Origin of the sequence: Roseomonas indoligenes (assembly GCF_017813365.1) — a bacterium.
Lineage (GTDB): Bacteria > Pseudomonadota > Alphaproteobacteria > Acetobacterales > Acetobacteraceae > Roseomonas > Roseomonas indoligenes.
Genome location: NZ_JAGIZA010000005.1, coordinates 204,329 through 227,080 on the forward strand (window position 1 = coordinate 204,329; position 22,752 = coordinate 227,080).

The window sequence follows — 22,752 nt, forward strand, 5'->3', positions numbered from 1 at the left end:
CCTTCCCGCGCATGCCCGAACCCGAGCCAGCCCGCCGCCGCCCACCCGCCCCCTATGACCCCGGGGCGGCGGAACGCCTGACGGCGGATTTTGCCGCGCGCGGCACCGCGGAAGCTGCCTACGCCGCCTCCCCCTCCGGCGCAGCCCTGTTGGCCGCGCTCGCCGGGCATTCGCCTTTCCTGGCCGACCTCGCCCTGCGCGAAGCCACCACCCTGCTGCGCCTCGCCGAGCGCGGGGCCGATGCCGCCTTCGCTGCAGCGCTGGATCCGCTGGGCCGCGCCGATCCTGCGGCCAGCTTCGCCCAGCTCGGCGCCGCGCTGCGCCAGGCGAAGCGCCAGGCCGCCCTCATCGCCGCCGCCGCCGACCTCTCCGGCGACTGGGGGCTGGACCAGGTGACGGGCGCGCTCTCCACCCTCGCGGAGACCTGCATCGACCTCGCCTGTGCCCACCTGCTGCGCGAATCGGCCGGGCGCGGCGAGATCCATCTGCCGAACGCGGCGAAGCGCGACCCGAAGGCGCTCTCGCGCGGATCGGGCCTCGTCGTGCTCGGCATGGGCAAGCTCGGCGGGCGCGAGCTGAACTATTCCTCGGACGTGGATCTGATGGTCCTCTTCGATCCGGCGGCGGCGGTGCATCCCGATCGCGCCCAGGCGGCATATGTCCGCCTGGCGCGCGATCTCGTGCGCCTTCTGGAGGAACGCACGGCGGAGGGATACGTCTTCCGCACCGATCTCCGCCTGCGCCCGGACCCGGCCGCCACGCCCCTGGCCGTCTCCATCCCTGCCGCCATCGCCTATTACGAGAGCTTCGGCCAGAACTGGGAACGGGCTGCGATGCTGAAGGCCCGCCCCGTGGCAGGGGACCGGGCGCTAGGCGATTCCTTCCTCGCGGAGATCCGCCCCTTCGTCTGGCGGCGCCACCTGGACTTCGCGATGATCGCGGACATCCACTCGATCAAACGCCAGATCCACGCCGTCCACGGCAGCAAGCGCGGCGCCGGCGCCGAAATCGCCGTCGCGGGCCACGACGTGAAGCTCGGCCGCGGCGGCATCCGGGAGATCGAGTTCACCGCCCAGGTCGCCCAGCTCGTCTGGGGCGGGCGCGATCCCAGCCTGCGGGACCCCACCACCCTCGGCGCCCTGGCCGCCCTGGCCGCGGCCGGCCGCATGGACCGCCGGGCCGCCGCCGAGCTGGCCGATGCCTACGTCTTCCTGCGCGACGTCGAGCACCGCGTGCAGATGGTGGCGGACCGCCAGACCCACCGACTGCCCGAGGATCCGGATGGCCTCGCCCGGATCGCGTCCTTCATGGGCTTCGCGGACACGGAAACCTTCGCCGCCACCCTCACCGCCCATCTGCGCCGGGTCGCGAGCCAGTATTCCCGCCAGTTCGAGGTGGCCCCCGCCCTCTCCCTCCCCGGCGGCGAGGGAATGCCCGGCGGCAACCTCGTCTTCACCGGCCCGGAGAATGACCCGGACACGCTGGAGACGCTCAAGGGCATGGGCTACGCCAGCCCCGCCACCGTCTCCTCGACCATCCGCGCCTGGCACCACGGCCACCGCCGCGCCACGCGCAGCGAGCGAGCGCGGGAGCTGCTGACCGCGCTCATGCCCGCCCTGCTGGCCGCCTTCGCCCGGCAGAGGACGCCCGACGCCGCCCTCTCCCGCTTCGATTCCCTGCTGGAGCGCCTTCCGGCCGGGGTCCAGATCCTCTCCCTGTTCCAGCGAAACCCCGCGCTGCTGGACCGGGTGGCCGGCGTACTCGGCGCCGCCCCGGCGCTCGCCGATCACCTGGCACGCGATCCCGCGGCGCTGGAGGGCCTGCTCACCAATGTCCGGGGCGGCTCCGCCGCCGCCCTGCCCGCTTTGGTCGGCGCCGCCCGGCACTATGAGGAGGCGCTGGAATCCGCCCGCCGCATCATCACGGAGGGCAAGTTCGAGGTGGACGTGGCCGCGCTGGAGGGCGCGCTGGACGTGGACGCCGCCGGCATCTCCCGCAGCGAGTTGGCGGACGCCGCCATCTCCACGCTTCTCCCCGTCGTCGCGAAGGACTTCGCCACCCGCCACGGCAAGGTGCCCGGCGGCGCCATGGCCGTGGTCGCCATGGGCAAGCTCGGGGGGCGGGAAATGCTGCCGGGCTCGGACCTCGACCTCGTCCTCATCTACGACCACGCGGAGGACGCGACCGAGAGCGACGGCCCGAAGCCGCTCGCCGTGCCCACCTATTTCGCCCGGCTTGCCACGGCCTTCGTCACCGCCCTCACCGCCCCGGGCGCGGAGGGAAAGCCGTACGAGGTGGACATGCGGCTCCGCCCATCCGGCAACAAAGGTCCCGTGGCCGCCAGCATTGCCGCCTTCGAGCGGTATCACGGCCCGAAGACGGGCGAAGGCGGCCAGGCCTGGACGTGGGAGCGGATGGCCCTGACGCGCGCCCGCCCCGTCGCCGGCCCGGCCGCCCTTCGCAAGCGCATCGCCGAGTGCTGCCGCGAGGCCCTCATCATCCATTCCGGCCCCCATGCCGTGGCGGATGCGTTGGCCATGCGCCAGCGCATGCTGCGCGACCTGCCGGCCGAGGGTCCCTGGGACGTGAAGGCCATTCCCGGCGGGCTGGTGGAGGTGGAGTTCATCGCCCAGGCCCTGCAATGCGCTCATGCCGCCGAGCACCCGAAGATCGTTGCCCCCGCCACGCGCGACGCCCTGGCCAACCTCGCCCGGGCCGGCATCCTGCCCCAGGAGGAGGCCGATGCCCTGATCCGCGCGGACCATTTCTGGCGCAGCATCCTCTCCCTCCTCCGCCTCACGGTGGGCCGCCCGCGCGGGGAGGAGCTGCCCGCAGCCGCGGTCCCCGTGCTGATTCACGGCCTGGCGCCGGCCTGCGGCGGGAGGGAGGGCGGGCCGCCCGTTGACCTCCCCTGCCTGCGCGAGCAGATGCGCCTGACGGCGGCCGGGGTGCGCGAATCCTTCGAGCGCCACCTGGGGCCGCTGCCGCTGAAGGGGGCTGCATGATCGAGGTCGGGGACAAGGCACCGGAATTCGACCTGCCGGCGAACGGGGGCGGCCGGATCAGCGCCGGCGCCCTGCGCGGCAAGCGCTACGCGCTGTACTTCTACCCGAAGGCCGATACCTCCGGCTGCACCGTGCAGGCCCAGGGCGTGCAGGAGAACCTGGAGGCGCTGCGCAAGGCCGGGATCACGGTGATCGGCGTCTCGCCCGACCCGGTGAAGAAGCTCGACGCCTTCGCGAAGAAATTCGCCCTGACCTTCCCGCTGGCCTCCGATGCCGATCAGTCCCTCGCCGGCGCCTATGGCACCTGGGTCGAGAAATCCATGTACGGGCGCAAGTACATGGGCATGGAGCGCAGTACCTTCCTCGTCGATGCCGATGGAATGGTGAAGGCGATCTGGCGCAAGGTGAAGCCCGCCGAGCACGCCGCCCTGCTGCTCGGCGCCGCCTGACGGACGGCGGGGCACGCCTGCCCCGCGCCACGCGCGTTGGACCGCCCCGCCCCGCCCAGCTAGCGTCGACCGAAACGGGTTGGGGAAGCGCAGCACCATGCAAGGCCGGTCACTCGCCCTTCTCCTAACGCTCGCCGTCGGCTGCGCCGCCCTCGCCATGGGGCTCCGCCAGTCCTTCGGCCTTTATCTCGCGCCGATGACCACGGCGCTGGGATGGTCCACCAGCGGCTTCGCCCTCGCGATCGCCTTGCAGGTGCTGGTGAACGGCTTCAGCCAGCCCGTCGTCGGCCAGCTCGCGGACCGCTTCGGCGGCCGTGTCGTCGTCATCGGCGGGGCGCTGCTCTATGCGGCCGGGATCGCCGGCATGGCCCTCTCCCCCGGCCTCGGCGGCTTCACCTTCTTCGCGGGGATCGTCATGGGCGTGGCCGTCTCGGCGGCGGGGATGCCCGTCATCGTCGCCTCCCTCACCCGCCAGCTGCCGGACTCCATGCGCGGCCGGGCGGCTGCCCTCGGCACCGCCGGCTCCTCCCTCGGCCAATTCCTCGTCGTCCCCCTCTCCGGCGCCGCCCTTTCCGGCTTCGGCTGGCAGGCGGCGCTGCTGGGCATGGCTGGCATCGCCCTTCTCATGATCCCCCTGGCCATCCCCCTCGCCGGCCGCCCCGCCCAGGTGACCAGGACCGCGGGGGATGACGAGCCCGCCGGCGCCGCCCTCGCACGCGCCTTCCGGTCCCGCATGTTCTGGTGCCTGTTCTTCGGCTTCTTCGTCTGCGGGCTGCACGTTTCCTTCCTGGCCGTCCACCTGCCGGGCTTCGTGGCCCTCTGCCACCTGCCCACCAGCGTCGGGGCCTGGGCCATCTCGCTCATCGGGCTGTTCAACGTCGTCGGCTCGCTCGGCGCGGGGGAGCTGACGCAGCGCTGGCGCCGGCGGGAACTGCTGGTGGGCATCTACGGGCTGCGCGCCCTGGTGATGGCCGTCTTCTTCTTCGCCGCCGAGAAGACCACGGGCTCGATCCTCGTCTTCTCCGCCCTGATGGGCATCCTCTGGCTCTCAACCGTGCCACCCACCGTGGCCCTCTGCGCCCGGCTTTTCGGAACGCGCTGGCTCGCCACCATCTTCGGCCTCGTCTTCCTCGGCCACCAGGTCGGCGGCTTCCTCGGCGCCTGGCTTCCCGGCCTGATCTACGACCGCACGGGCAGCTACGACGCGATGTGGATCATCTCCATCGCCGGCGGGATCTTCGCCGCCCTCATCCATCTGCCGCTGCGCGAGCCCGCACCGGCCATCCGCCCGGCGGCCGCCTGAACGGATTGCCTGAAACGAAGCGCATCCGGGGTGGACAGGCGGCCCATCCTCCCCTTTTCTGCGGCCGTTCCAGACCTTGAGGGGCGCGTCATGCAGCGTTGGGCGAAGTGGATTCTCGTGGCGGCCCTCGCCGCGCCCCTGGCGGCGGCGGACGCGCAGCAGCCGCAAGGGGGTGTCCCGGCACAGGCGGCGCCCCATGCCTGGCTCTTCGGCACCTGGACCGGCGGCATCTTCCCGGCCACCGAGACCGAGGGCGCGGCCTGCGCCGCCCAGCCCACCGTGGTCTTCACTCGGGACGTCATCATGCGCGTCTCGCTGCTCGACGTGCCCTATCGCCAGCGCCTGATCGAGACCGTCTCCGGCGGTCCGGACGCGGTGGAGTTCCGCCTCGCCCCCGCTGGCGCGGCCATCCCCCCGCTCGGCGGCCGCCTGCCGCCGGACAGCGCCTTCGGCTGCGCCAATCCCAACGCGCTCCGCGTCGAGCGGCGTGGGCCGAACGAGATCGTCTTCCCGAACTGCGCCGAGTTCCCCAGCCCGCTCAAGCGCTGCACCACCGGGAACTGAGGCGCGGGCCGATGCCGGACGAAGCGCCGCCCCTCCGGCTGACGGCCCATACACTCAACGACGCCCCGCCGCGCCTGCGCCCCGCGCCGACGCGGCGGGACTGGATGGACGCCACCCCCGAGGGCTTCGCCAACCGCTGCCTCCCCCTCACCATCGCCAATGCCCATGGCTGGGAGGTGGTGACGGATGGCGGCTTCGAGGCCGTGTGGAACGGCGGCCCAGACCCGGCCGACATCGCCATCCGCATCGAGCGCGTCGGCCGCCCCGCCCCTGTCAGCCATTTCGGCGCGGGCGTGCTGACCTTTCACATCGACCTGCTTTTCCGGACCGATCCCGGCATCAGCCTCTGGGTCTCCGGCCCGACCAACCTTCCCAAGGACGGCATTGCCCCCCTCACCGGCCTCGTCGAGACGGACTGGTCCCCCGCCACCTTCACCATGAACTGGCGCTTCACACGCTCGCGCCACCCCGTGCGCTTCGCCCCGGGCGAGCCCGTCTGCTTCCTCTTCCCCATCCCGCGCGACCTGATCGCCCGCGTGGAGCCGATCACGCGGCCCATCGCAGCTGAACCGGAACTGGAGGCCGCCTATCGCGGGTGGAGCGAGTCCCGCAGCGCTTTTAACGCCGGGCTGAAGCAGCCCAACAGCGCCGCCCGCGCCGAGGGCTGGCAGCGCGGCTATCACCGCGGCCGCATCGGCGAGGTGGCGTCCGACGACCACCTCACCCGCATCCGCCCGCGCGACTTCGAGGCGGGCTGATCCGTTCGAGGCGGCCCGCCCAGGGGTCGACACTCCCTGGGCCAGGCCGGCTCAGAGGCTGGCGCCGTGCTCCTTCGAGAGCGCGACGTAGTGGGGCGCGGTCTTGTCCCAGTGCGCCCGCTCCTCCTCCGTCATCACACGCACGAGGCGGGCAGGGGAGCCCAGCCACAGCTCGTTCGGGCCGATCACCTTGCCCGGGGCGAGCAGGCCGCCCGCGCCGAGCATCCCGCCTTCCCGGATGACCGCCTTGTCCAGCACCGTGGCGCCCATGCCGACGAAGGCGCGGTCCTCCAGCGTGCAGGCATGGATGATGCAGGCGTGCCCGATGGTGACGTCGGCGCCGATCACCGCCGGCATGGTGCCGGCGTTGACGTGGACGATGGTGCCGTCCTGCACGTTGGTCCGGGCGCCGATGCGGATGAAGTTCGTGTCCCCGCGCAGGACGCAGCCGTACCAGACGCTGGCATCCTCCTCCATCGTCACGTCGCCGATCACGGAGGCGGAGGGGGCCACCCACGCATTCGCGTGGATGGCCGGCATCTTGCCTTTGAAAGGGTAGAGAGGGCCGCTCACGCGGCCTTCTCCAGGCCCTGCGCGGCCGTGAGGCCGAGCATCAGCTCCAGGTTCTGCACCGCGGCTCCGGAAGCACCCTTGCCGAGGTTGTCCAGCCGCGCGACCAGCACGGCCTGCCCGCGGGCGGCATTGCCGTAGACGCGAAGCTCGATGAGGTTCGTGTCGTTCAGCGCCTCCGGCTCGATCTTCGCCTCGCCGGCGGTGGGAAGGACGCGGACGTACTCGGCGCCCGCATAGTGCTCGGCCAGCGCCGCCTCCAGCGCCTCAGGCGCCGGGCTGCCGTTCAGCAGGTCGAGATGGAGCGGCACGGAGACGAGCATGCCCTGCCGGAAGTCCGCGACGCTCGGCACGAAGATCGGGCGGCGGGTCAGGCCGGTGTAGTGCTGCAGCTCAGCCAGGTGCTTGTGCTCCAGGCCCAGCCCGTAGAGCTCGAAGGACGGCGCACCGCCGCCCTCGAAATCCGCGATCATCGCCTTGCCGCCGCCGGAATAGCCGGAGACGGCGTTGACGGTCACCGGATAGTCCTTCGGCAGCAGCCCCGCATCGACCAGCGGACGCAGCAGCAGGATGCCGCCGGTGGGGTAGCAGCCGGGATTCGCCACCCGGGCGGCCGCGGCGATCTTCGCGGGCTGGTCTGAGGCCAGCTCCGGCACGCCATAGATCCAGTCCGGGTTCACGCGGTGCGCGGTGGAGGCATCCAGCAGCCGGGGCGCCTGGGACCCGAGCCCGGCAGCCAGAGCCGCGGCTTCCTTCGCCGCCGCGTCGGGCAGGCAGAGGATCACCACGTCCACCTCGGAGAAGAGGGCGCGCTTGGCCTCCGGATCCTTCCGCTGCTCCGGCGGCAGGGAGCGCAGCTGGACGTCTCGGCGCCCCTGGAGACGTTCCACGATCTGCAGGCCGGTCGTGCCGGCCTCGCCGTCGATGAAGACGCTGGGGATGCTGCCCTTGGCCATGTGGCCCTCCTTGAGGGGTGCAATATGAGGGTTGAGGGTCCTGGAAACGCAAGAGGGGCGGCCCTTGCGGGCCGCCCCTCCTGATGAACAGTCCAAGTCGGACCGGCGTGAAGCCGGCCCGCCGGCTTCAGCGCTTGCTGAACTGGAAGGAACGTCGAGCCTTCGGCTTGCCGTACTTCTTCCGCTCGACCACGCGCGGGTCGCGGGTCAGGAAGCCGGCCTTCTTCAGGATCGGGCGCAGGCCCGGCTCGAAGTTGGTCAGCGCGCGGGACAGCCCGTGGCGCACCGCGCCGGCCTGGCCGGACAGGCCGCCGCCGACCACCGTGCACATCACGTCGAACTGCTGGTAGCGGTCCGCCACCAGGAAGGGCTGGGCGATCAGCATGCGCAGCACGGGGCGGGCGAAGTACTTCGCGGCCGGCTTGCCGTTGATCTCCACGGTGCCCTTGCCGGGCTTGATCCACACGCGGGCGATCGCGTTCTTGCGGCGGCCGGTGGCATAGGCGCGGCCGAACTGGTCCTTCTTCGGCTCACGCGCGACCGCGTTCTCCGGAGAGGCCGGGGTGCCGGCGACGAGGGTCTTGAGGTCGGCCAGGGAGCTGGCGGTGGTCTGCTCGCTCATGTTCAGGCGGCCTTCTTCGCGGCGGCAACGTTCTTGCGGTTCATCGCGCCCACATCCAGCGGCGTGGGGTTCTGGCCGGCATGCGGGTGCTCGGCGCTCGCGTAGACGTGCAGGTTGCGCATCTGCTGACGGCCGAGCGGGCCACGGGTGATCATGCGCTCCACGGCCTTCTCGACCACGCGCTCGGGGAAGCGGCCCTCGAGGGTCTCGCGCGTCGTGCGCTCCTTGATGCCACCCGGATAGCCGGTGTGCCAGTAGAAGACGGACTGCTCGGCCTTGTTGCCGGTCAGCTGCACGCGGTGGGCGTTGATGATGACCACGTGGTCGCCGCAGTCGACATGCGGCGTGAAGGTAGCCTTGTGCTTCCCGCGCAGGCGGTTGGCGACGATGGCGGCGAGACGGCCGAGCACGAGGCCCTCGGCGTCGATCAGGATCCAGTTCTTCTGGACCTCGGCCGGCTTGATCGAGCGGGTCTGGGTTTGCAGCATGATCCGTTGTGTTCAATCAGTAATGCGGCGCCGCATATGAACGGCGCGGCCGCTGCGGTCAAGGAAAAGATGGTGGTAGCAGCATACCACAGATGCTCCGACCCCTGACGCCACGGGCTGCAAGCCCCTATCTGGGCGACGATGCGCCGCTGGCTGCCCCTTCTCCTCCTGCCGCTCCTGGCGCTGCTGATCGTCCTGATCCCCCGCGCCGTGGTGCTTCCGCCCTCGCTCGACCCCACCGCGCCGCTGGACCTGCGGGAGCCGCCGGGGCTGCTGACGCGTTACAAGCTCTCCCGCATGGCGCGGGAGCCGGGGCTCTGCGCGGAATCCTTCGCCATGTCCGGCATCGCGATCCAGGCGCTGCCGCCCCAGCCGATAAGGGACGGCTGCGGCATTGCCGAGCCCGTGCGGCTCCCCGGCCCGCTGCGCTTCTCCCCCGGCGCGCCGGTGGTGAACTGCCCCCTGGCCGCCGCCTGGGCCGTGTTCGAGCGGCACGGGCTGCAGCCGGCGGCCGAGGAGGCCTTCGGGCAGCGCGTGACGGGGGTGCGGCACCTCGGGTCGTATAACTGCCGCAACGTCTATCACCGCGAGAATGCCCGCCGCAGCCAGCACGCCACGGCGAACGCCCTGGACGTGGCGGGTTTCACCCTGGCCGATGGCCGCTCGATCGGGCTGCCCGGGGACTGGGACGATCCCGCCCCCAACGGCCCCTTCCTGCGGGCGGTGCGGGATTCCGCCTGCCGGGTCTTCGGCGCGGTGCTCGGGCCGGACTACAACGCGGCGCATCGCGACCATTTCCATCTGGACCGAGGAGGCTGGGGCACGTGCCGCTAGAGAGTGAGATGGTGGCCGTGATCGGCGCCTCCGGCCGATCCGGCACGGCGCTGTGCCGTGCGCTGGGTGAGCTGGGGATCCCATACCGCCCGGTGGTGCGGAACGCCGTGAAATGGGCGGCCACCGGCCTGAAAGGGGAACCGGCGATCGCGGATCTGGCGGATGCGCCGGCGCTGCGGACCGCTCTGGGAGGGGCCTCCCGCGTCGCCTCCTGCGCCCATGCGCGCCATGCGCCGGCGATCCTGGCCGCCTGCGGGGTGCCGGTGGTCCTGCTCGGCAGCACGCGCCGGTTCTCGAAGTGGCGGGACGACCATGGGGATGGGGTACGGGCCGGCGAGGCCGCCCTGCTGGAGAGCGGCCGTCCCGGGGCCATCCTCCACCCCACGATGATCTACGGCGCCCAGGGCGAGGACAACGTGCAGCGCCTGGCCGCGCTGATGCGGCGCCTGCCCGTGGCCCCCCTTCCCTCCGGCGGCCGCTTCCTCGTCCAGCCCATTCACCAGGCCGACGTGACGCGAAGCGTGATCGCGGCCCTGCGCCGGGACTGGGAGGGACCGCGCGCAATCACGATCGCAGGGCCGGAATCCCTGTCCTACGCCGATTTCCTGCGGGCCGTCTGCCGGGCCGCGGGCTTCCGCGCACCGCCCGTGGTGCCGCTGCCGCTGGCGCCACTGATCGCCGCCGCGCCGCTGTTGCGACTGCTGCCGGGCCTGCCGCGCATCCGCGCCGCCGAACTGCGCCGGCTCACCGAGGACAAGGCCTTCGACATCGGCGCGATGCGGGCGGATCTGGGCGTTGAGCCGATCGGGCTGGCGGAAGGGCTGGCCCTCACCTTCCCGGCGCGCTAGCCCTTCCCCAGGCCCGTTCCAGAGGTTCCCATGCCCATCATCAACCGCATTGCCGAGTTCCACGACGACATGACGGCGTGGCGCCGCGACTTCCACCAGCACCCCGAGCTGAACTTCCAGGAGGTGCGGACGAGTGGGATCGTAGCGGAGAAGCTGCGGGAATTCGGCTGCGACGAGGTGGTGACGGGCATCGCGACGACCGGCGTCGTGGGCGTGATCCGCGGCCGCGGCGAGGGCGGCGCGATCGGCCTCCGCGCCGACATGGACGCCCTGCCGATCCTGGAGGAGAGCGGCGCCCCCTGGTCCTCCCAGACCCCCGGCGTGATGCATGCCTGCGGGCATGACGGCCACACGACCATGCTGCTGGGGGCGGCGCGCTACCTCGCGGAGACGCGGAACTTCTCCGGCACCGCCTACGTCATCTTCCAGCCCGCCGAGGAGATGGGCGGCGGCGGCGAGGTGATGGTCAAGGAAGGCCTGTTCGAGCGCTTCCCGATGGATCGCGTCTACGGCCTGCACAACTGGCCGAGCCTGCCGGCGGGCGAGTTCTACTGGCGCGTCGGCCCCGTCATGGCGGCCGTGGCGGATATCCGCATCACCATCACCGGCAAGGGCACGCACGGCGCCATGCCGCACACGGGCAACGACCCCGTGGTGATCGCGGCGCAGATCGTCACCGCCTTCCAGTCCATCGTGGCCCGCAACGTGGAGCCGGTTGAGGGCGCGGTGGTGACCATCGGCGAGATTAAGGGCGGCAACGCCTTCAACGTGATCCCCGAGACCGTGACGCTGCGCGGCACGGCGCGCTGGTTCCAGCCGGAGGTGGGCGACATCCTCGAGGCAAAGGTGAAGGCCCTGGCCTCCGGCATCGCCGCCGCCTTCGGCGCCACGGCCGAGGTGATCTTTGAGCGGATGTATCCCGCCACCATCAACGAGGCCGCGAGCACGGGGCTGGCCGCGGAGGCCGCGGAGGCGGTCTCCGGCACCTCGAAGGTGAAAGAGCTGCCGAAGCCCACCATGGGCGGGGAGGACTTCGCCTTCATGCTGAACGCGAAGGACGGCGCCTACCTGATGCTCGGCGGCGGGCGGACGGGGACGGACCCGCAGGTCCACCACCCCCGCTACGACTTCAACGACGAGGTGCTGCCCGTCGGCGCTTCCTGGTGGGCGACGCTGGTGGAGCGGCAGCTTCCGCGGAAGGACTGAGGCGCCTCAGCTCCCCACCTTCAACGTGGAGACCAGCCCGCGCAGGCAGGCGATGATCGAGAGAGGGGTCAGCTTGCCGGTGCGGGGATTGGCCTCGCTCGGCACGCCCTCGATCATCATGGTGAAGCGGGCGGCTCCGGCCTCCACCCGGATGGTGTGGGTGTTCCGGGCCAGGCCAGGAATCGCCCAGATCTCCACAGTCGTGCGCTCCGGCCCGATGCCTGCCAGGGCCAGGGCGGCGGCGACGTTCACGTTCGCCGGGAAGCCCCGCGCCGCCTCCAGTGCGTTGCCCTTGAAGACCAGCATGTCCTCGGCCACCGCCCCCATGTCCAGCCCGCGCTCCGCCAAATAGGGGGCACCCTCCAGCCCGCGCGGCGGCTTGCGGGTCTCGATCGTGACGCTCTCCACCGGCCCCTCGGCCGCGGCCCGGACGGCGTCCAGACCCAGCAGCGCGCCGGTGGGAACAATGATGCGGCCCCCGCTGCGGCGCGCCTCCTCCACCAGATGCATGCGCGGGAGCAGCGCGCCGACGGAGGCGGGAACGAAGATCCGCCCCTTCGCGACCGCCGGAACCGCAACCCGCTCGAAGACGGCGGCTGGCGCGCATTCCACGACAATCGCGGCCTCGTCGGCCAAGGCCTCGATCGGAACCAGCCTCGGCGGATCGCGGAACCCCCGCAGGTTCTCGGCGGCCTTCGCCTCGTCCCGTGCGGAGGCCGCGACGAGCCGCAGCCCCTCCACGCCCGCATCGAGCAGGCGCGCCACCTCAAGCCCGATGGCGCCCAGCCCTGCGATCGCGACCGTCCATTCCAAGGCCTCTCTCCTCACACCACCCGTCACGCCAGCCTTCAGACCACTGGCGACAGCCCGCCATCCACGTTGATGGCGGTGCCCGTGACGTAGTCGCCCGGCCCGGTGACGAGCGCCAGGGCCATGGCGGCGAATTCCTCGGCCTTGCCCATCCGGCCCATGGGGATGGGCTTGCCCGCCTCCGCCATCCATTCCTCGTAGGTCTGGCCCTTGGGATCGGCGGCGTGGCGGCGCACCCACTGGTCGCTGTCGATCTTGCCGACGAGCAGGGCGTTGACGTTGATGCCCAGCGGCGCCCCCTCCCCCGCCAGGATCTTCGTCAGCGCCATCCCGGCGGCGCGGGACACGGCGGTCGGCGCGCCGGTGGGCGGGGGCGCCTTGGCCCCGGTGTTCAGCACGTTGACGATCCGGCCCCAGCGGCGCTCCGCCATGCCCGGCCAGGCCAGGCGGGTCAGGCGGATCGCGGCGAAGAGCTTCAGGTCCAGGTCCGCCTGCCACTCCGCATCCGTCACCTCCATGAAGGGACCGCGCTTCGAGGTTCCGGCGTTGTTGACAAGGACGTCGATGCCGCCCAGCGCCGCATCCGCCGCCGCGAAGGCGCGGGCGCAGCCCTCCTCCGTCGCGATGTCGGCCGCCACGGGGGTCGCGCCGGGGATGGTCCCGGCTGCCTCCTCCAACGCGCCGGGATCGCGCGCGACGATCGCGACCCGGGCGCCCGCCTCGGCGAAGGCGCGGGCCATGGCGAGGCCGAGCCCGCGCGATCCGCCGGTGATCAGGGCGCGCCGGCCCTCAAGAGTGAGCTGCATGGCGTTCCTCTCCGTTCTTACTCGGCCGCAGTGCGGGAGAGGGCGGCGGCGATGTCAACCCGGCTCCGGCACCCCGAGCGCGCGCCGGGCCCAGGCCCGGACGGGGGAGTGGAGGTCGCCCGGCGCGAACTTGGCGCAGAAGATGTCCGGCCCCTCCCGCTCCAGCAGCGGGATATGCTCGGCCCGCAACATCGCCCGGTCCGCCAGCTCATAGCGGCGGGAGGAGGAGGCGGTCATCACCGCGTGCCGGCAGCGGCGCAGCACCCGGTTGCGGGTCACCGCCTCCACCACGGTCGGGAGGGCGAACTCCTCGTAGGGGTAGTCCCCGCGCCAGTGGTTCTCGTCGAAGGGCAGGACCGCCATCATCTGGAACAGGATTTCCGTCATCAGCGGGCGGGTGGCGAACATGCCCTCGTAGCGCGTGGTGAGGATCCGCCCGTCCCCGAACCGCTCGACGAACGCGCGGAGCCGCAGGTCGTTCATCACGGGCTCCAACCAGGCGCTCGTGCTCCGGACGGTCTTGAACAGGCGCGGCTCGCCCAATCCCAGATCGTGGGCGCGGATGTGCTCGCCCAGCCCGGGACGGTAGGGGATGTCGGAATCCGTGTGGAGGTAGACATGGGTGTGCTCCATCCCCACCCGCACGGCGTGGAGAAGGTTGAGCACGTGGCAGCCCAGGAACGTCGGGCGATGCGTGTCCAGGTGGACCGGGTTGATCGTGACGTTCGGCGGCAGGACGAGCTCGTCCAGGATGCCGTGCCGCACGGATTCCCGATTGAGATGAATGATGTGGTGGCAGGCGGCCTCACCGCCCATGGCGGCATTATAGAGAAGCAGCTGGTCCCGGATCAGCTCCGGCCTGCGGTGGAAGATGCTGCTGACGAGGATCACGGATCGCAGCCGGGGAATGGGGGGGATGGGCGACCTACGGGATTCGAACCCGTGACATCCACGACCACAACGTGGCGCTCTACCAACTGAGCTAAGGCCGCCATAGACGCCCGGCAAGGCGGGCGGGATTTAGAGCCAAGGGGGGCTGGCGTCAACCGCCGATGCCCCTCACCCGGCCGCGCGCACGCCCTCGGCCCGGGATGCCTTCCAGGCGGCCAGCCGGGCCAGCGCCTCGTCCAGCACCGCATCACCCTTGCAGAAGGCGAAGCGGGCGTAGTGGTTCGGGGCATCGGCGCCGTCGTAGAAGGCCGAGACGGGGATAGCGGTGACCTTCGCGGCCTCGGTGATGTGCCGACAGAAGGCCACATCGTCCCCGGCGAAGCCCAGCGGCCGGAAGTCGGCCGTGACAAAGTAGCTCCCGCGCGCCTCCAGCACCCCGAAGCCGAGCGCCGAGAGCCCGGCCGCCAGCCGGTCCCGCTTCGCCTGCAGGGTGGTGGAGAGTCCGTTGAAGTAGGAGTCGTCCAGCACCAGCCCCACGGCCACCCCGCGCTGCAGGTTGGGCGGTGTGGTGAAGGTGAGGAGCTGGTGCGCCTTGGCGATGTTCGGGGCGATCGACCGGTCCGCGGTGATGTAGCCCACCTTCCAACCCGTCAGGCTGAAGGTCTTGCCGGCGCTGCCGATCCGCATGCAGCGCTCCCGCATGCCCGGCAGGGTCATCAGAGGAATATGGGACCAGCCGTCGAAGGTCAGGTGCTCGTAAACCTCGTCGCAGATGGCGTAGGCGCCATGGCGCTGCACCAGGTCCGCCACGAAGGCCAGCTCCGCCGCCGTGAACACCTTCCCCGCCGGGTTCATGGGCGAGTTGAGCAGGATCGCCTTCGTCTTCGGGCCGAAGGCCGCGGCCAGCTCCGCGCGCGGCAGCTCCCACTTCGGCGGGGTGAGGCGCACGAGCTTCGGCACGGCGCCGAGCATTCGCACCACCGGCAGGTAGGTGTCGTAGAGCGGCTCGATCAGCACGCACTCGTCGCCGGGGTTCAGCACCGCCATGAGGCAGGCGGTCAGGGCCTCGGTCGCGCCGGAGGTCACCACCACCTCGGCCAGCGGATCGATCTCCAGCCCGTAGAAGCGGCGGTTCGCGGCGGCCACCGCCTCGCGCAGTTCCGGCACGCCCGTCAGCGGGGGGTACTGGTTGCGCCCGTCCATCAGCGCCTCGGCCGCGGCGCGGATCACGGGTTCCGGCCCCTCGTAGTCCGGGAAGCCCTGGCCGAGGTTGATCGCCCCGTGCTGCACCGCGAGCGCCGACATCACCGTGAACACCGTGGTGCCGGTGGAGGAGAGGAGGGCGTTCTGGGGCTTGAGCGGGGCGTTCATGGGCATCGGCGCTTCCGGAAGGTCAGGCCGAGGCCCGCCCGGTAAAGGGGCGCGCCGGGGCCGCCCCCATGATGGGGCCGCATGCCGTCCCGTGCAATCGCGCGCGGCCGGAATGCCTGCGCTTTAGGCAGAATGCCCGGGGCCGCAGCGGGGGCGCCGACCGGCCGGTAAAAATGGGATGCGGCTAAGCTTGCCCCTGCGGCACGGGCCGTGCAACGTCCGCCCGCCAGCGGTCCGCCACTCCGGGCCGTGGCCAAGACGCGGGAGGAGCGGGGACGCCCCGCGCCCCCGGGACACGGAGCCGATGAAGAAGATCGAAGCGATTATCAAGCCCTTCAAGCTGGACGAGGTGAAGGACGCGCTGCACGAGATCGGGCTGCAGGGCCTGACCGTGGTCGAAGCCAAGGGCTTCGGGCGCCAGAAGGGCCACACCGAACTGTACCGCGGCGCCGAATACGTCGTCGATTTCCTGCCCAAGGTGAAGATCGAGGTGATCTGCTCGGACGACCTGGCCGAGCGCGCCGTGGAGGCGATCACCGCCGCCGCGCGCACGGGCCGGATCGGCGACGGCAAGATCTTCATCACCGACGTGCAGGACGTGGTGCGGATCCGCACCGGCGAGCGCGGCGAGGACGCCGTGTGACGGTTTTCCGCCACGGCCTCCCCGACCTGGTCGGCGGAGCAGTGGCGGGCCAGGGCGGGGCAGGCTAAGCCCCGCGCTGCGGGGCGCGCGGCGCCCCGGAGGGATCAACGCGTATCTACGGGAACAGGACCCAGCGAATGGCGAACGACAAGGAAAGCGTCTCCAAGGTGATGGAGATGATCAAGGAGAACAGCGTCGAGTACGTGGACTTCCGGTTCACGGACCCGAAGGGCAAGTGGCAGCACACCGCCCAGCACGTCTCCACCATCGAGGAGGACACCTTCGCCGAGGGCATCATGTTCGACGGCTCCTCGATCGCCGGCTGGAAGGCGATCAACGAGTCCGACATGATCCTGATGCCGGACACGCTGAATGCCTGCATGGACCCGTTCAGCGCCAAGCCGCAGCTGATCGTCTTCTGCGACATCATCGAGCCCTCCACCGGCCAGCTCTACGCGCGTGACCCGCGCGGCACGGCGAAGAAGGCCGAGGCCTACCTGAAGTCCTCCGGCATCGGCGACACCGCCTTCTTCGGCCCGGAGGCCGAGTTCTTCGTGTTCGACGACGTGAAGTTCGGCACGGGCGGCAACTACGGCCACTTCAAGCTGGAGTCCGGCGAAGGCCCCGGCGCCTCCATGAAGGACTTCCCCGAGGGGAACATGGGCCACCGCCCGCTGGTCAAGGGCGGCTACTTCCCCGTCCCGCCCGTGGACAGCGAGCAGGACCTGCGCGCCGAGATGCTCTCCACCATGATGGAGATGGGCGTCCTCGGCGAGAAGCACCACCATGAGGTGGCGCAGAGCCAGCACGAGCTCGGCACGAAGTTCGGCCCGCTGCTCACGCAGGCCGACCACATGCAGATCTATAAGTACGTCATCCACAACGTGGCGCATTCCTACGGGAAGACCGCGACGTTCATGCCGAAGCCGATCTACGGCGACAACGGCTCGGGCATGCACGTGCACCAGTCCATCTGGAAGGACGGCAAGCCGCTCTTCGCCGGCAACGGCTACGCGGACCTGTCCGACTACGCGCTGTGGTACATCGGCGGCATCATCAAGCACGCCAAGGCGCTGAACGCCTTTACCAACCCCAGCACCAACTCCTACAAGCGCCTGATCCCCGGCTTCGAGGCCCCCGTGCTGCTGGCCTACTCGGCCCGCAACCGCTCCGCCTCCTGCCGCATCCCCTACGCGACGAGCCCGAAGGCCAAGCGCGTGGAGGTCCGCTTCCCCGACCCGACGGCGAACCCGTACCTGTCCTTCGCGGCGATGCTGATGGCCGGCCTTGATGGCATCAAGAACAAGATCCATCCGGGCGAGGCGATGGACAAGGACCTCTACGACCTGCCGCCGGAGGAGCTGAAGGGCATCCCGACGGTCTGCGGGTCGCTGCGCGAGGCCCTGGGCGAGCTCGAGGCCGACCACGAGTTCCTCCTGGCCGGCGACGTGTTCACCAAGGACCAGATCGACAGCTACATCGAGCTGAAGTGGCAGGACGTGTTCAAGTTCGAGCACACCCCGCACCCCGTCGAGTTCGAGATGTACTACTCCGTCTGATAAGGGCGGGGCGGCTTCACGCCGCCGATTGACAGGGGCCGGGTCGCCGAGAGGCGGCCCGGCCCTTTTCATGTCCGTTGCGCCGGCGCAGAACGATCCGGGCCCGGAGGAGACGGGATGCGGATCCTGCTGATCGAGGACGACGTCGCTGCGGCCGACTACGTCGCCAAGGGCCTGACCGAGGACGGCCAGGTCGTCGATGTCGCCCATAACGGCAAGGACGGCCTCTTCCTCGCGCTGAACGAGCGCTACGACGTGATCGTGACGGACCGGATGTTGCCGGGGCCGGACGGCCTCTCCATCCTCCGCGCCCTGCGCGCCTCCGCCATCAACACCCCCGTCCTCGTCCTCACCGCTTTGGCCGAGGTGGACCGGCGCGTCGAGGGGCTGGAGGCCGGGGCGGACGACTACCTTGCCAAGCCCTTCGCCTTCTCCGAGCTGCGCGCCCGCATCCGCGCCCTGGCCCGCCGCCCGGCCGCGCAGGCCGAGGAGCACGAGTTGTCGGTGGCCGACTTGCGGATGGACCTGCTGCGCCGGCGCGTGACGCGCGCCGGACGCCCCGTGGAGCTGCTGCCGACGGAGTTCCGCCTCCTCGAATACATGATGCGCCATCCCGGCGAGGTGCTGACGCGCACCATGCTGCTGGAGAAGGTCTGGGACTTCGCCTTCGACCCCACGACGAACGTGGTGGACGTCCATGTCAGCCGCCTCCGCCGCAAACTGGAAGCCGGTGGCGAGGCACCGATGATCCGCACCGTGCGCGGGGCGGGCTACGTCCTGGCCGAGCCCCATCCAGGGTGACCGGCGCGTGATCCGCCTGCGCAGCTTCGCGCCGCGCATGGCGCTGGCGGTCGCCGTGGTGGTGCTGGTGGCCTGCTTCCTCGGCGCCGGCTGGGGCTGGTTGCGCGCGCAGGAGGCGCTGCGGCGGCAACTGGACCTGGTGCTGGCCGCGGAGGCCGAGGGCCTGCTGCGAGACTACGAGACCTACGGCCTGCGCGGCCTCTCCGAGGCGGCGGAGGTCTACACCCGGCGCCGAGGCCCCCTGCTGGTGCTGCTGCAAGGCCCAGATGGGCGCCTCATCTCCGGCGCCCTTCCCGGCGCGCCGCAGGCGCTTCGCGGCTTCGCCACGCTTCGTCCGCCCGGGGGCGCACCGCTGCGCGCGCTCGGCGCGGTGCTGCCGGGCGGCGTGAACCTCCTGGTGGCAACGGACCTCTCCTCCGTCGATCGCGCCGCCCTCGCCCTGGCCTGGACACCGCCCGTCGCGGGTGGCCTGGCGGCGCTGGTCGCCTTGGGGCTGGGCTTCCTGCTGGCGAACCGGCTGGAGCGGCGGCTCGCCGCCATGAACGGTGCCGCGCGGGCCGTGATGGCGGGCGACCTCGCGCGGCGCTTGCCCGAGAGCAGCGCCGGCGACGAGTTCGACCGCCTCGCCGAGACGATCAACGAGATGCTCGCCCGCATCGAGGCCCTCGTCGCCGAGGTGCGCCAGGTGACGGACGACGTGGCGCACGACCTGCGCTCCCCCTTGTCCCACCTGCGGCAGCGGCTGGAGGCGGCGCTGGCGCGGGCGCGCGACCCGGCGGCGGACGAGGCGGTGCTCGAAAGTTCGGTGGCGGAGCTGGACGGCATCCTCGCCACCTTCGCCGCCCTGCTGCGGATCGCGCGCGCCGAGGCAGGGACCGGGCGGGAGGGCTTCACGCGGCTGGACCTCTCGGCCCTGGTGGCCGGCGTGGCGGAGGCCTATGCGCCCGTGGCGGAGGAAGCCGGGCGAAGCCTGGACACGGTCCTCGCCCCGGGGATCGCCGCCACCGGCAGCGCGCCCCTACTCCGGCAGGCCCTGGCGAACCTCCTGGACAATGCGCTGGCCCACGGCGCGGGCACCATCCACGTGGCGCTACGGCCAGGACCGGAGATCGAGGTCTCTGACGAAGGACCGGGCATCCCCGCGGAAGAGCGCGAGATGGCCGTGCGGCGCTTCTACCGGCTGGATCGCAGCCGGACCACGCCGGGCACGGGGCTGGGCCTTTCCCTCATCGCCGCGGTGGTGCGGCTGCATGGCGGGGCGCTGATCCTGCGCGATGCCCGACAAGGGCCGATGCCCGGCCTCTCGGCCACTCTCACGCTGCCGCCCCTCCCCGATGCCTGACGGCGGATTCTGAAAACTCTTTCATGCTCCTGTCGCGGCCCCTCCACCGGGGTGGGCGGAGATTACCGGCATCCGGCGGGGTTCTCCGCCGCAGGAACAGGATGCACGCGATGACCATCCCCTCGAACCGCCGCCGCCGCGGCGCCGCGCTGGGCGCCATGCTGCTGGCCGGCACGGCACTGACCGGCGCGGCCGGCTGGCTCACCATCCCCGCCTTCGCGGAAGGGCCGCAGCCGGCGGCCCCCGCCGTGGCCGCGCCTGCCGTCCCGCTTCCGGGCTTCGGCGACCTCGTCGCGCGGGTCCGGCCCGCCGTGGTGACCATCACCGCCACCGAGCGTGCCCAGGCGGAGAACGTCAACTCGCCCTTCCCCGAGGGATCGCAGCAGGACCAGATGTTCCGCCGCTACTTCGGTGACCAGGGGGGCCGCGAGGAGGGTGGCAAGCCGCAGGCGCGGGTGCAGCAGGCCCTCGGCTCCGGCTTCATCGTGGACGCCGACGGCCATGTGGTCACCAACAATCACGTCGTGGAGGGCGCGACCCAGGTGAAGGTCACGCTCGACGACGGGCGGGAGCTGACCGCGAAGATCGTCGGCCGCGACCCCCGCACGGACCTGGCGCTGCTGAAGGTGGAGGCGGGCGCTCCCCTACCCTTCCTGAACCTCGGCAACTCCGACGCGGCCCGCGTCGGCGACTGGGTGGTGGCGGTGGGGAACCCCTACGGCCTCGGCGGCACCGTGACGGCCGGCATCCTCTCCGCCCGCGGCCGCGACATCCACAGCGGCCCCTATGACGACTTCCTGCAGATCGACGCGCCGATCAACCGCGGCAACTCCGGCGGCCCGCTCTTCGCGCAGGACGGCAGCGTGATCGGGGTGAACACCGCGATCTTCAGCCCCTCGGGCGGCTCGATCGGCATTGGCTTCGCCATTCCCTCCAACCTCGTCACCACCGTGGTGGCGCAGCTGAAGGCGAACGGCCATGTCGAGCGCGGCTATCTCGGCGCCACCACACAGCCGGTGGATCCGACCATGGCGCGCGCGCTGCACCTGCCGAAGCCGGAGGGCGCGCTCGTCGCCGGCGTGGAGGAGAACAGCCCCGCCTCCCGCGCCGGGTTGCGCCCGGGCGACGTGGTGACGGCGCTGGGCGAGACGCCCGTGCACAGCCCGCGTGACCTGGCCCGCGCCGTGGCCGCCCTGCGGGAGGGCACGTCCACGAGCCTGACCGCCCGGCGCGACGGCCGGGAGACCCGGCTGGACGTCCGCCTCGCGGCCCTGCGCGAGGGAGGGGACACCGCCCGCGGCGGGACGGAGGAGGCGCGGAGCCGCGGCCGGATCGGCATCGGCCTAGCCACCCTGCAGGAGGCCGAGCGGGCCGGGCTGGAGGTGCCCCGCGGCACCGAGGGCGCGGTGATCGCCAGCGTACGGCCGGACAGCCCGGCGGGCGAGGCGGGGCTGCGGCCCGGCGACGTCATCACCGCCGTGGGCGGAAAGGCGGTGAAGGATCCGGACGGCGCCGTTTCCGCGATCCGCGAGGCGCTCTCCGCCAATGACGGCGCCGTGGCCCTGCAGCTGCTGCGCGACGGGCAGCGGGCCTTCGTGGCGGTGGAAGCCCCGTCCGGCTCCCGCCAGGGCTGAAGGCGAGAGGGAGGGGCCGCATCCCGCGCGGGGTGCGGCCCCTTCTCCGATCAGCGCGACGCCATGCGGAAGACGTAGTCGCAGCGGCCGTTGTTCGCGCCGTCCAGCGCCAGCTCGGGCCCGCCGGGCGGGGCGCCGACGGTACGGCGCAGCACGCTTTCCTGCGTCGCGGCGAAACCGGGCGCGTTCACGACCACGCGGAAGCGGTCCCCGCCCGCCGGTTCCAGCACCGTGCCGAGAAGCGGGGCGCAAACCGCCTCGCCGCCCCGGGTCAGTTCCGCTCGCAGCGCATGCGTCACCGGCGCGACGCCCGGCAGCGAGATGAGCAGAACCCTCGGCGGCAGGGACGGCGCGCGCAGGGGAATCGCCTCCATGGGCGCCGGCGGCGGGTCCGGCGAGCAGGCGGCCAGCGCCGTGGCAGCCAGGCCCAGGACCAGCAACGGGCCCATCAGCGTTCGAAGCATCGCATTCTTCCCCTCTCTCCGGGCCGGCAACGCGGGGCGGCGCGCCGGGCTGCGGCCTGATGGAACATAGATGACTTTTGGCTCAGGCAGCGGGCGGTCCGCCGGTCGCGGCCTCAAGCCGGTAGCCAAGGCCGCGCACGGTCTGGATCACCACCCCTGCCCCAGCCGCGCCCAGCCGGGCGCGCAGGCGGTGGACATAGACCTCCACCGCGTTCGGCTGCACGGCGCCGTCGGGCCCGGCCAAGCGCCCCTCCAGCGTCTCCTTCGAGACGGGGCGCGGCGCGGCGCGCAGCAGCACCTCCAGCAGGGTGCGCTCCCGCGGTGGTGGGTCGAAGGGCTGCCCGGCGACGGTGAGGGCGCGGGAAAGCGGGTCCAGCGAGATGGCGCCGAGGACCGTGGGCGCCACGCCCCGGCCGCCGCGGCGGCGGGCGGCGTTCAGCCGCGCCACCAGCTCACCCAGCGCCACGGGCTTCACCATGTAGTCGTCGGCGCCGAGGTCGAGTCCCTCCACCACCTCGGCCACCTCGCCTCGGGCGGTCATCATCAGCACGGGCGGCGCGCCGGGGCGGTGGCGCAGGCGGCGCAGCAGGTCCAGCCCGTCGCCGTCCGGCAGGCCGCGGTCCAGGACCACGACGTCGTAGTCGCCAGTGGCCAGCGCCGCCTCGGCCTCCTCGATGGAGCTGCCAGTCTCGGCCTGCCAACCGGCGCGGCGCAGGCCCTCCGCCAGCAGCGCCGCAAGCCGGGCATTGTCCTCCACCAGCAGAACGCGCATCCATGATCCTCTTCGGGCCAGGCGCGGAGATTGCGTCGGGCGAGCGTGCCCTGCCA

Annotated in this window: 23 protein-coding genes and 1 tRNA gene; 13 read left to right on the forward strand and 11 right to left on the reverse strand. The window is 71.8% G+C overall.

Features of this window, described 5'->3' with window-relative positions; translation table 11 throughout:
- Positions 1 to 11 precede the first annotated feature (11 nt).
- The 5 genes from J5Y10_RS10625 to J5Y10_RS10645 all read left to right on the forward strand — a co-directional run bounded on the left by J5Y10_RS10625 (position 12) and on the right by J5Y10_RS10645 (position 6,079).
- Positions 12 to 3,005, forward strand: coding sequence for a bifunctional [glutamine synthetase] adenylyltransferase/[glutamine synthetase]-adenylyl-L-tyrosine phosphorylase (locus J5Y10_RS10625; RefSeq protein ID WP_209373370.1), 2,994 nt, complete (start codon positions 12 to 14; stop codon positions 3,003 to 3,005).
- Positions 3,002 to 3,454, forward strand: a complete 453-nt coding sequence (bcp, locus tag J5Y10_RS10630; RefSeq protein ID WP_209373373.1) for a thioredoxin-dependent thiol peroxidase — start codon at positions 3,002 to 3,004, stop codon at positions 3,452 to 3,454. The genes J5Y10_RS10625 and bcp overlap by 4 nt, the downstream gene beginning before the upstream one ends.
- A 97-nt stretch (positions 3,455 to 3,551) precedes the next feature.
- Entirely contained in the window at positions 3,552 to 4,757 is a 1,206-nt protein-coding gene (locus tag J5Y10_RS10635; RefSeq protein WP_209373375.1) for an MFS transporter, read from the forward strand.
- Positions 4,758 to 4,847: 90 nt separating this feature from the next.
- Positions 4,848 to 5,321, forward strand: a complete 474-nt coding sequence (locus tag J5Y10_RS10640; protein ID WP_209373377.1) for a hypothetical protein — start codon at positions 4,848 to 4,850, stop codon at positions 5,319 to 5,321.
- 11 nt (positions 5,322 to 5,332) lie between these two features.
- The gene (locus J5Y10_RS10645; protein WP_209373379.1) at positions 5,333 to 6,079 is read left to right on the forward strand and encodes a DUF6065 family protein; all 747 of its coding nucleotides are present in this window, start codon (positions 5,333 to 5,335) and stop codon (positions 6,077 to 6,079) included.
- Between the two features lie 51 nt (positions 6,080 to 6,130).
- On the opposite strand, the gene J5Y10_RS10650 is transcribed toward J5Y10_RS10645, so the two are convergent.
- From J5Y10_RS10650 to rplM, 4 genes are all read right to left on the reverse strand, one after another.
- Positions 6,131 to 6,619, reverse strand: coding sequence for a gamma carbonic anhydrase family protein (locus tag J5Y10_RS10650; protein ID WP_209373684.1), 489 nt, complete (start codon positions 6,617 to 6,619; stop codon positions 6,131 to 6,133).
- Between the two features lie 29 nt (positions 6,620 to 6,648).
- Complete coding sequence (gene argC / locus J5Y10_RS10655; protein ID WP_209373381.1) at positions 6,649 to 7,605, reverse strand: N-acetyl-gamma-glutamyl-phosphate reductase; 957 nt, start codon at positions 7,603 to 7,605, stop codon at positions 6,649 to 6,651.
- A 127-nt stretch (positions 7,606 to 7,732) separates the two neighbouring features.
- Positions 7,733 to 8,227 carry a 30S ribosomal protein S9 gene (rpsI, locus tag J5Y10_RS10660; protein WP_209373383.1) on the reverse strand — a complete coding sequence of 165 codons (495 nt, stop codon included), beginning with the start codon at positions 8,225 to 8,227 and terminating at the stop codon, positions 7,733 to 7,735.
- A 2-nt stretch (positions 8,228 to 8,229) separates the two neighbouring features.
- Positions 8,230 to 8,715 (reverse strand): 50S ribosomal protein L13, encoded by a 486-nt coding sequence (rplM, locus tag J5Y10_RS10665; RefSeq protein WP_209373385.1) that lies wholly within the window; start codon positions 8,713 to 8,715, stop codon positions 8,230 to 8,232.
- Positions 8,716 to 8,856: 141 nt separating this feature from the next.
- On the opposite strand from rplM, the gene J5Y10_RS10670 reads away from it, so the two are divergent.
- Genes J5Y10_RS10670 through J5Y10_RS10680 form a run of 3 tightly spaced genes read left to right on the forward strand, consistent with a single transcriptional unit; the run spans position 8,857 to position 11,603 of the window.
- On the forward strand, positions 8,857 to 9,549 hold the full coding sequence (locus J5Y10_RS10670; protein WP_209373387.1) for an extensin-like domain-containing protein: 693 nt from the start codon (positions 8,857 to 8,859) through the stop codon (positions 9,547 to 9,549).
- 8 nt (positions 9,550 to 9,557) lie between these two features.
- Positions 9,558 to 10,397, forward strand: coding sequence for an SDR family oxidoreductase (locus J5Y10_RS10675; RefSeq protein ID WP_209373686.1), 840 nt, complete (start codon positions 9,558 to 9,560; stop codon positions 10,395 to 10,397).
- Between the two features lie 30 nt (positions 10,398 to 10,427).
- Entirely contained in the window at positions 10,428 to 11,603 is a 1,176-nt protein-coding gene (locus tag J5Y10_RS10680; protein WP_209373390.1) for a M20 aminoacylase family protein, read from the forward strand.
- Between the two features lie 6 nt (positions 11,604 to 11,609).
- On the opposite strand, the gene J5Y10_RS10685 is transcribed toward J5Y10_RS10680, so the two are convergent.
- The 5 genes from J5Y10_RS10685 to J5Y10_RS10705 all read right to left on the reverse strand — a co-directional run bounded on the left by J5Y10_RS10685 (position 11,610) and on the right by J5Y10_RS10705 (position 15,487).
- Positions 11,610 to 12,416, reverse strand: coding sequence for an aspartate dehydrogenase (locus J5Y10_RS10685; protein WP_209373392.1), 807 nt, complete (start codon positions 12,414 to 12,416; stop codon positions 11,610 to 11,612).
- Positions 12,417 to 12,451: 35 nt separating this feature from the next.
- A complete protein-coding gene (locus J5Y10_RS10690) occupies positions 12,452 to 13,219 on the reverse strand; it encodes an SDR family oxidoreductase (RefSeq protein WP_209373394.1) in 768 nt (255 codons plus the stop codon).
- A 54-nt stretch (positions 13,220 to 13,273) separates the two neighbouring features.
- Positions 13,274 to 14,110, reverse strand: a complete 837-nt coding sequence (locus J5Y10_RS10695) for a hypothetical protein (RefSeq protein WP_209373396.1) — start codon at positions 14,108 to 14,110, stop codon at positions 13,274 to 13,276.
- A 28-nt stretch (positions 14,111 to 14,138) separates the two neighbouring features.
- Positions 14,139 to 14,211 (reverse strand) — tRNA-His (locus tag J5Y10_RS10700).
- 67 nt (positions 14,212 to 14,278) lie between these two features.
- Positions 14,279 to 15,487 carry an aminotransferase gene (locus tag J5Y10_RS10705; protein ID WP_408901578.1) on the reverse strand — a complete coding sequence of 403 codons (1,209 nt, stop codon included), beginning with the start codon at positions 15,485 to 15,487 and terminating at the stop codon, positions 14,279 to 14,281.
- 298 nt (positions 15,488 to 15,785) lie between these two features.
- Between J5Y10_RS10705 and J5Y10_RS10710 the strand changes: the two genes are divergently transcribed.
- The 5 genes from J5Y10_RS10710 to J5Y10_RS10730 all read left to right on the forward strand — a co-directional run bounded on the left by J5Y10_RS10710 (position 15,786) and on the right by J5Y10_RS10730 (position 21,460).
- Positions 15,786 to 16,124, forward strand: coding sequence for a P-II family nitrogen regulator (locus J5Y10_RS10710; protein WP_209373398.1), 339 nt, complete (start codon positions 15,786 to 15,788; stop codon positions 16,122 to 16,124).
- 137 nt (positions 16,125 to 16,261) lie between these two features.
- Entirely contained in the window at positions 16,262 to 17,683 is a 1,422-nt protein-coding gene (gene glnA, locus J5Y10_RS10715; RefSeq protein WP_209373399.1) for a type I glutamate--ammonia ligase, read from the forward strand.
- Between the two features lie 117 nt (positions 17,684 to 17,800).
- Entirely contained in the window at positions 17,801 to 18,484 is a 684-nt protein-coding gene (locus tag J5Y10_RS10720) for a winged helix-turn-helix domain-containing protein (protein ID WP_209373400.1), read from the forward strand.
- A gap of 7 nt (positions 18,485 to 18,491) precedes the next feature.
- The gene (locus tag J5Y10_RS10725) at positions 18,492 to 19,826 is read left to right on the forward strand and encodes an ATP-binding protein (RefSeq protein WP_209373401.1); all 1,335 of its coding nucleotides are present in this window, start codon (positions 18,492 to 18,494) and stop codon (positions 19,824 to 19,826) included.
- A 110-nt stretch (positions 19,827 to 19,936) separates the two neighbouring features.
- Entirely contained in the window at positions 19,937 to 21,460 is a 1,524-nt protein-coding gene (locus J5Y10_RS10730; protein WP_245214532.1) for a DegQ family serine endoprotease, read from the forward strand.
- Positions 21,461 to 21,510: 50 nt separating this feature from the next.
- Here J5Y10_RS10730 and J5Y10_RS10735 read toward each other — a convergent pair whose 3' ends face one another.
- Positions 21,511 to 21,924: a hypothetical protein gene (locus J5Y10_RS10735; RefSeq protein ID WP_209373403.1), complete on the reverse strand. Its 414-nt coding sequence runs from the start codon at positions 21,922 to 21,924 to the stop codon at positions 21,511 to 21,513.
- Between the two features lie 82 nt (positions 21,925 to 22,006).
- Positions 22,007 to 22,696, reverse strand: a complete 690-nt coding sequence (locus tag J5Y10_RS10740) for a response regulator transcription factor (protein WP_209373405.1) — start codon at positions 22,694 to 22,696, stop codon at positions 22,007 to 22,009.
- Between the last annotated feature and the right edge of the window lie 56 nt (positions 22,697 to 22,752).

Coding starts and splice junctions, on each gene's coding strand:
- J5Y10_RS10625 (WP_209373370.1), top strand. CDS start 12: ATGCCCGAACCCGAGCCAGCCCGCCGCCGCCCACCCGCCCCCTATGAC.
- bcp (WP_209373373.1), top strand. CDS start 3,002: ATGATCGAGGTCGGGGACAAGGCACCGGAATTCGACCTGCCGGCGAAC.
- J5Y10_RS10635 (WP_209373375.1), top strand. CDS start 3,552: ATGCAAGGCCGGTCACTCGCCCTTCTCCTAACGCTCGCCGTCGGCTGC.
- J5Y10_RS10640 (WP_209373377.1), top strand. CDS start 4,848: ATGCAGCGTTGGGCGAAGTGGATTCTCGTGGCGGCCCTCGCCGCGCCC.
- J5Y10_RS10645 (WP_209373379.1), top strand. CDS start 5,333: ATGCCGGACGAAGCGCCGCCCCTCCGGCTGACGGCCCATACACTCAAC.
- J5Y10_RS10650 (WP_209373684.1), bottom strand. CDS start 6,619: ATGCCGGCCATCCACGCGAATGCGTGGGTGGCCCCCTCCGCCTCCGTG.
- argC (WP_209373381.1), bottom strand. CDS start 7,605: ATGGCCAAGGGCAGCATCCCCAGCGTCTTCATCGACGGCGAGGCCGGC.
- rpsI (WP_209373383.1), bottom strand. CDS start 8,227: ATGAGCGAGCAGACCACCGCCAGCTCCCTGGCCGACCTCAAGACCCTC.
- rplM (WP_209373385.1), bottom strand. CDS start 8,715: ATGCTGCAAACCCAGACCCGCTCGATCAAGCCGGCCGAGGTCCAGAAG.
- J5Y10_RS10670 (WP_209373387.1), top strand. CDS start 8,857: ATGCGCCGCTGGCTGCCCCTTCTCCTCCTGCCGCTCCTGGCGCTGCTG.
- J5Y10_RS10675 (WP_209373686.1), top strand. CDS start 9,558: ATGGTGGCCGTGATCGGCGCCTCCGGCCGATCCGGCACGGCGCTGTGC.
- J5Y10_RS10680 (WP_209373390.1), top strand. CDS start 10,428: ATGCCCATCATCAACCGCATTGCCGAGTTCCACGACGACATGACGGCG.
- J5Y10_RS10690 (WP_209373394.1), bottom strand. CDS start 13,219: ATGCAGCTCACTCTTGAGGGCCGGCGCGCCCTGATCACCGGCGGATCG.
- J5Y10_RS10705 (WP_408901578.1), bottom strand. CDS start 15,487: ATGCCCATGAACGCCCCGCTCAAGCCCCAGAACGCCCTCCTCTCCTCC.
- J5Y10_RS10710 (WP_209373398.1), top strand. CDS start 15,786: ATGAAGAAGATCGAAGCGATTATCAAGCCCTTCAAGCTGGACGAGGTG.
- glnA (WP_209373399.1), top strand. CDS start 16,262: ATGGCGAACGACAAGGAAAGCGTCTCCAAGGTGATGGAGATGATCAAG.
- J5Y10_RS10720 (WP_209373400.1), top strand. CDS start 17,801: ATGCGGATCCTGCTGATCGAGGACGACGTCGCTGCGGCCGACTACGTC.
- J5Y10_RS10730 (WP_245214532.1), top strand. CDS start 19,937: ATGACCATCCCCTCGAACCGCCGCCGCCGCGGCGCCGCGCTGGGCGCC.
- J5Y10_RS10735 (WP_209373403.1), bottom strand. CDS start 21,924: ATGCTTCGAACGCTGATGGGCCCGTTGCTGGTCCTGGGCCTGGCTGCC.
- J5Y10_RS10740 (WP_209373405.1), bottom strand. CDS start 22,696: ATGCGCGTTCTGCTGGTGGAGGACAATGCCCGGCTTGCGGCGCTGCTG.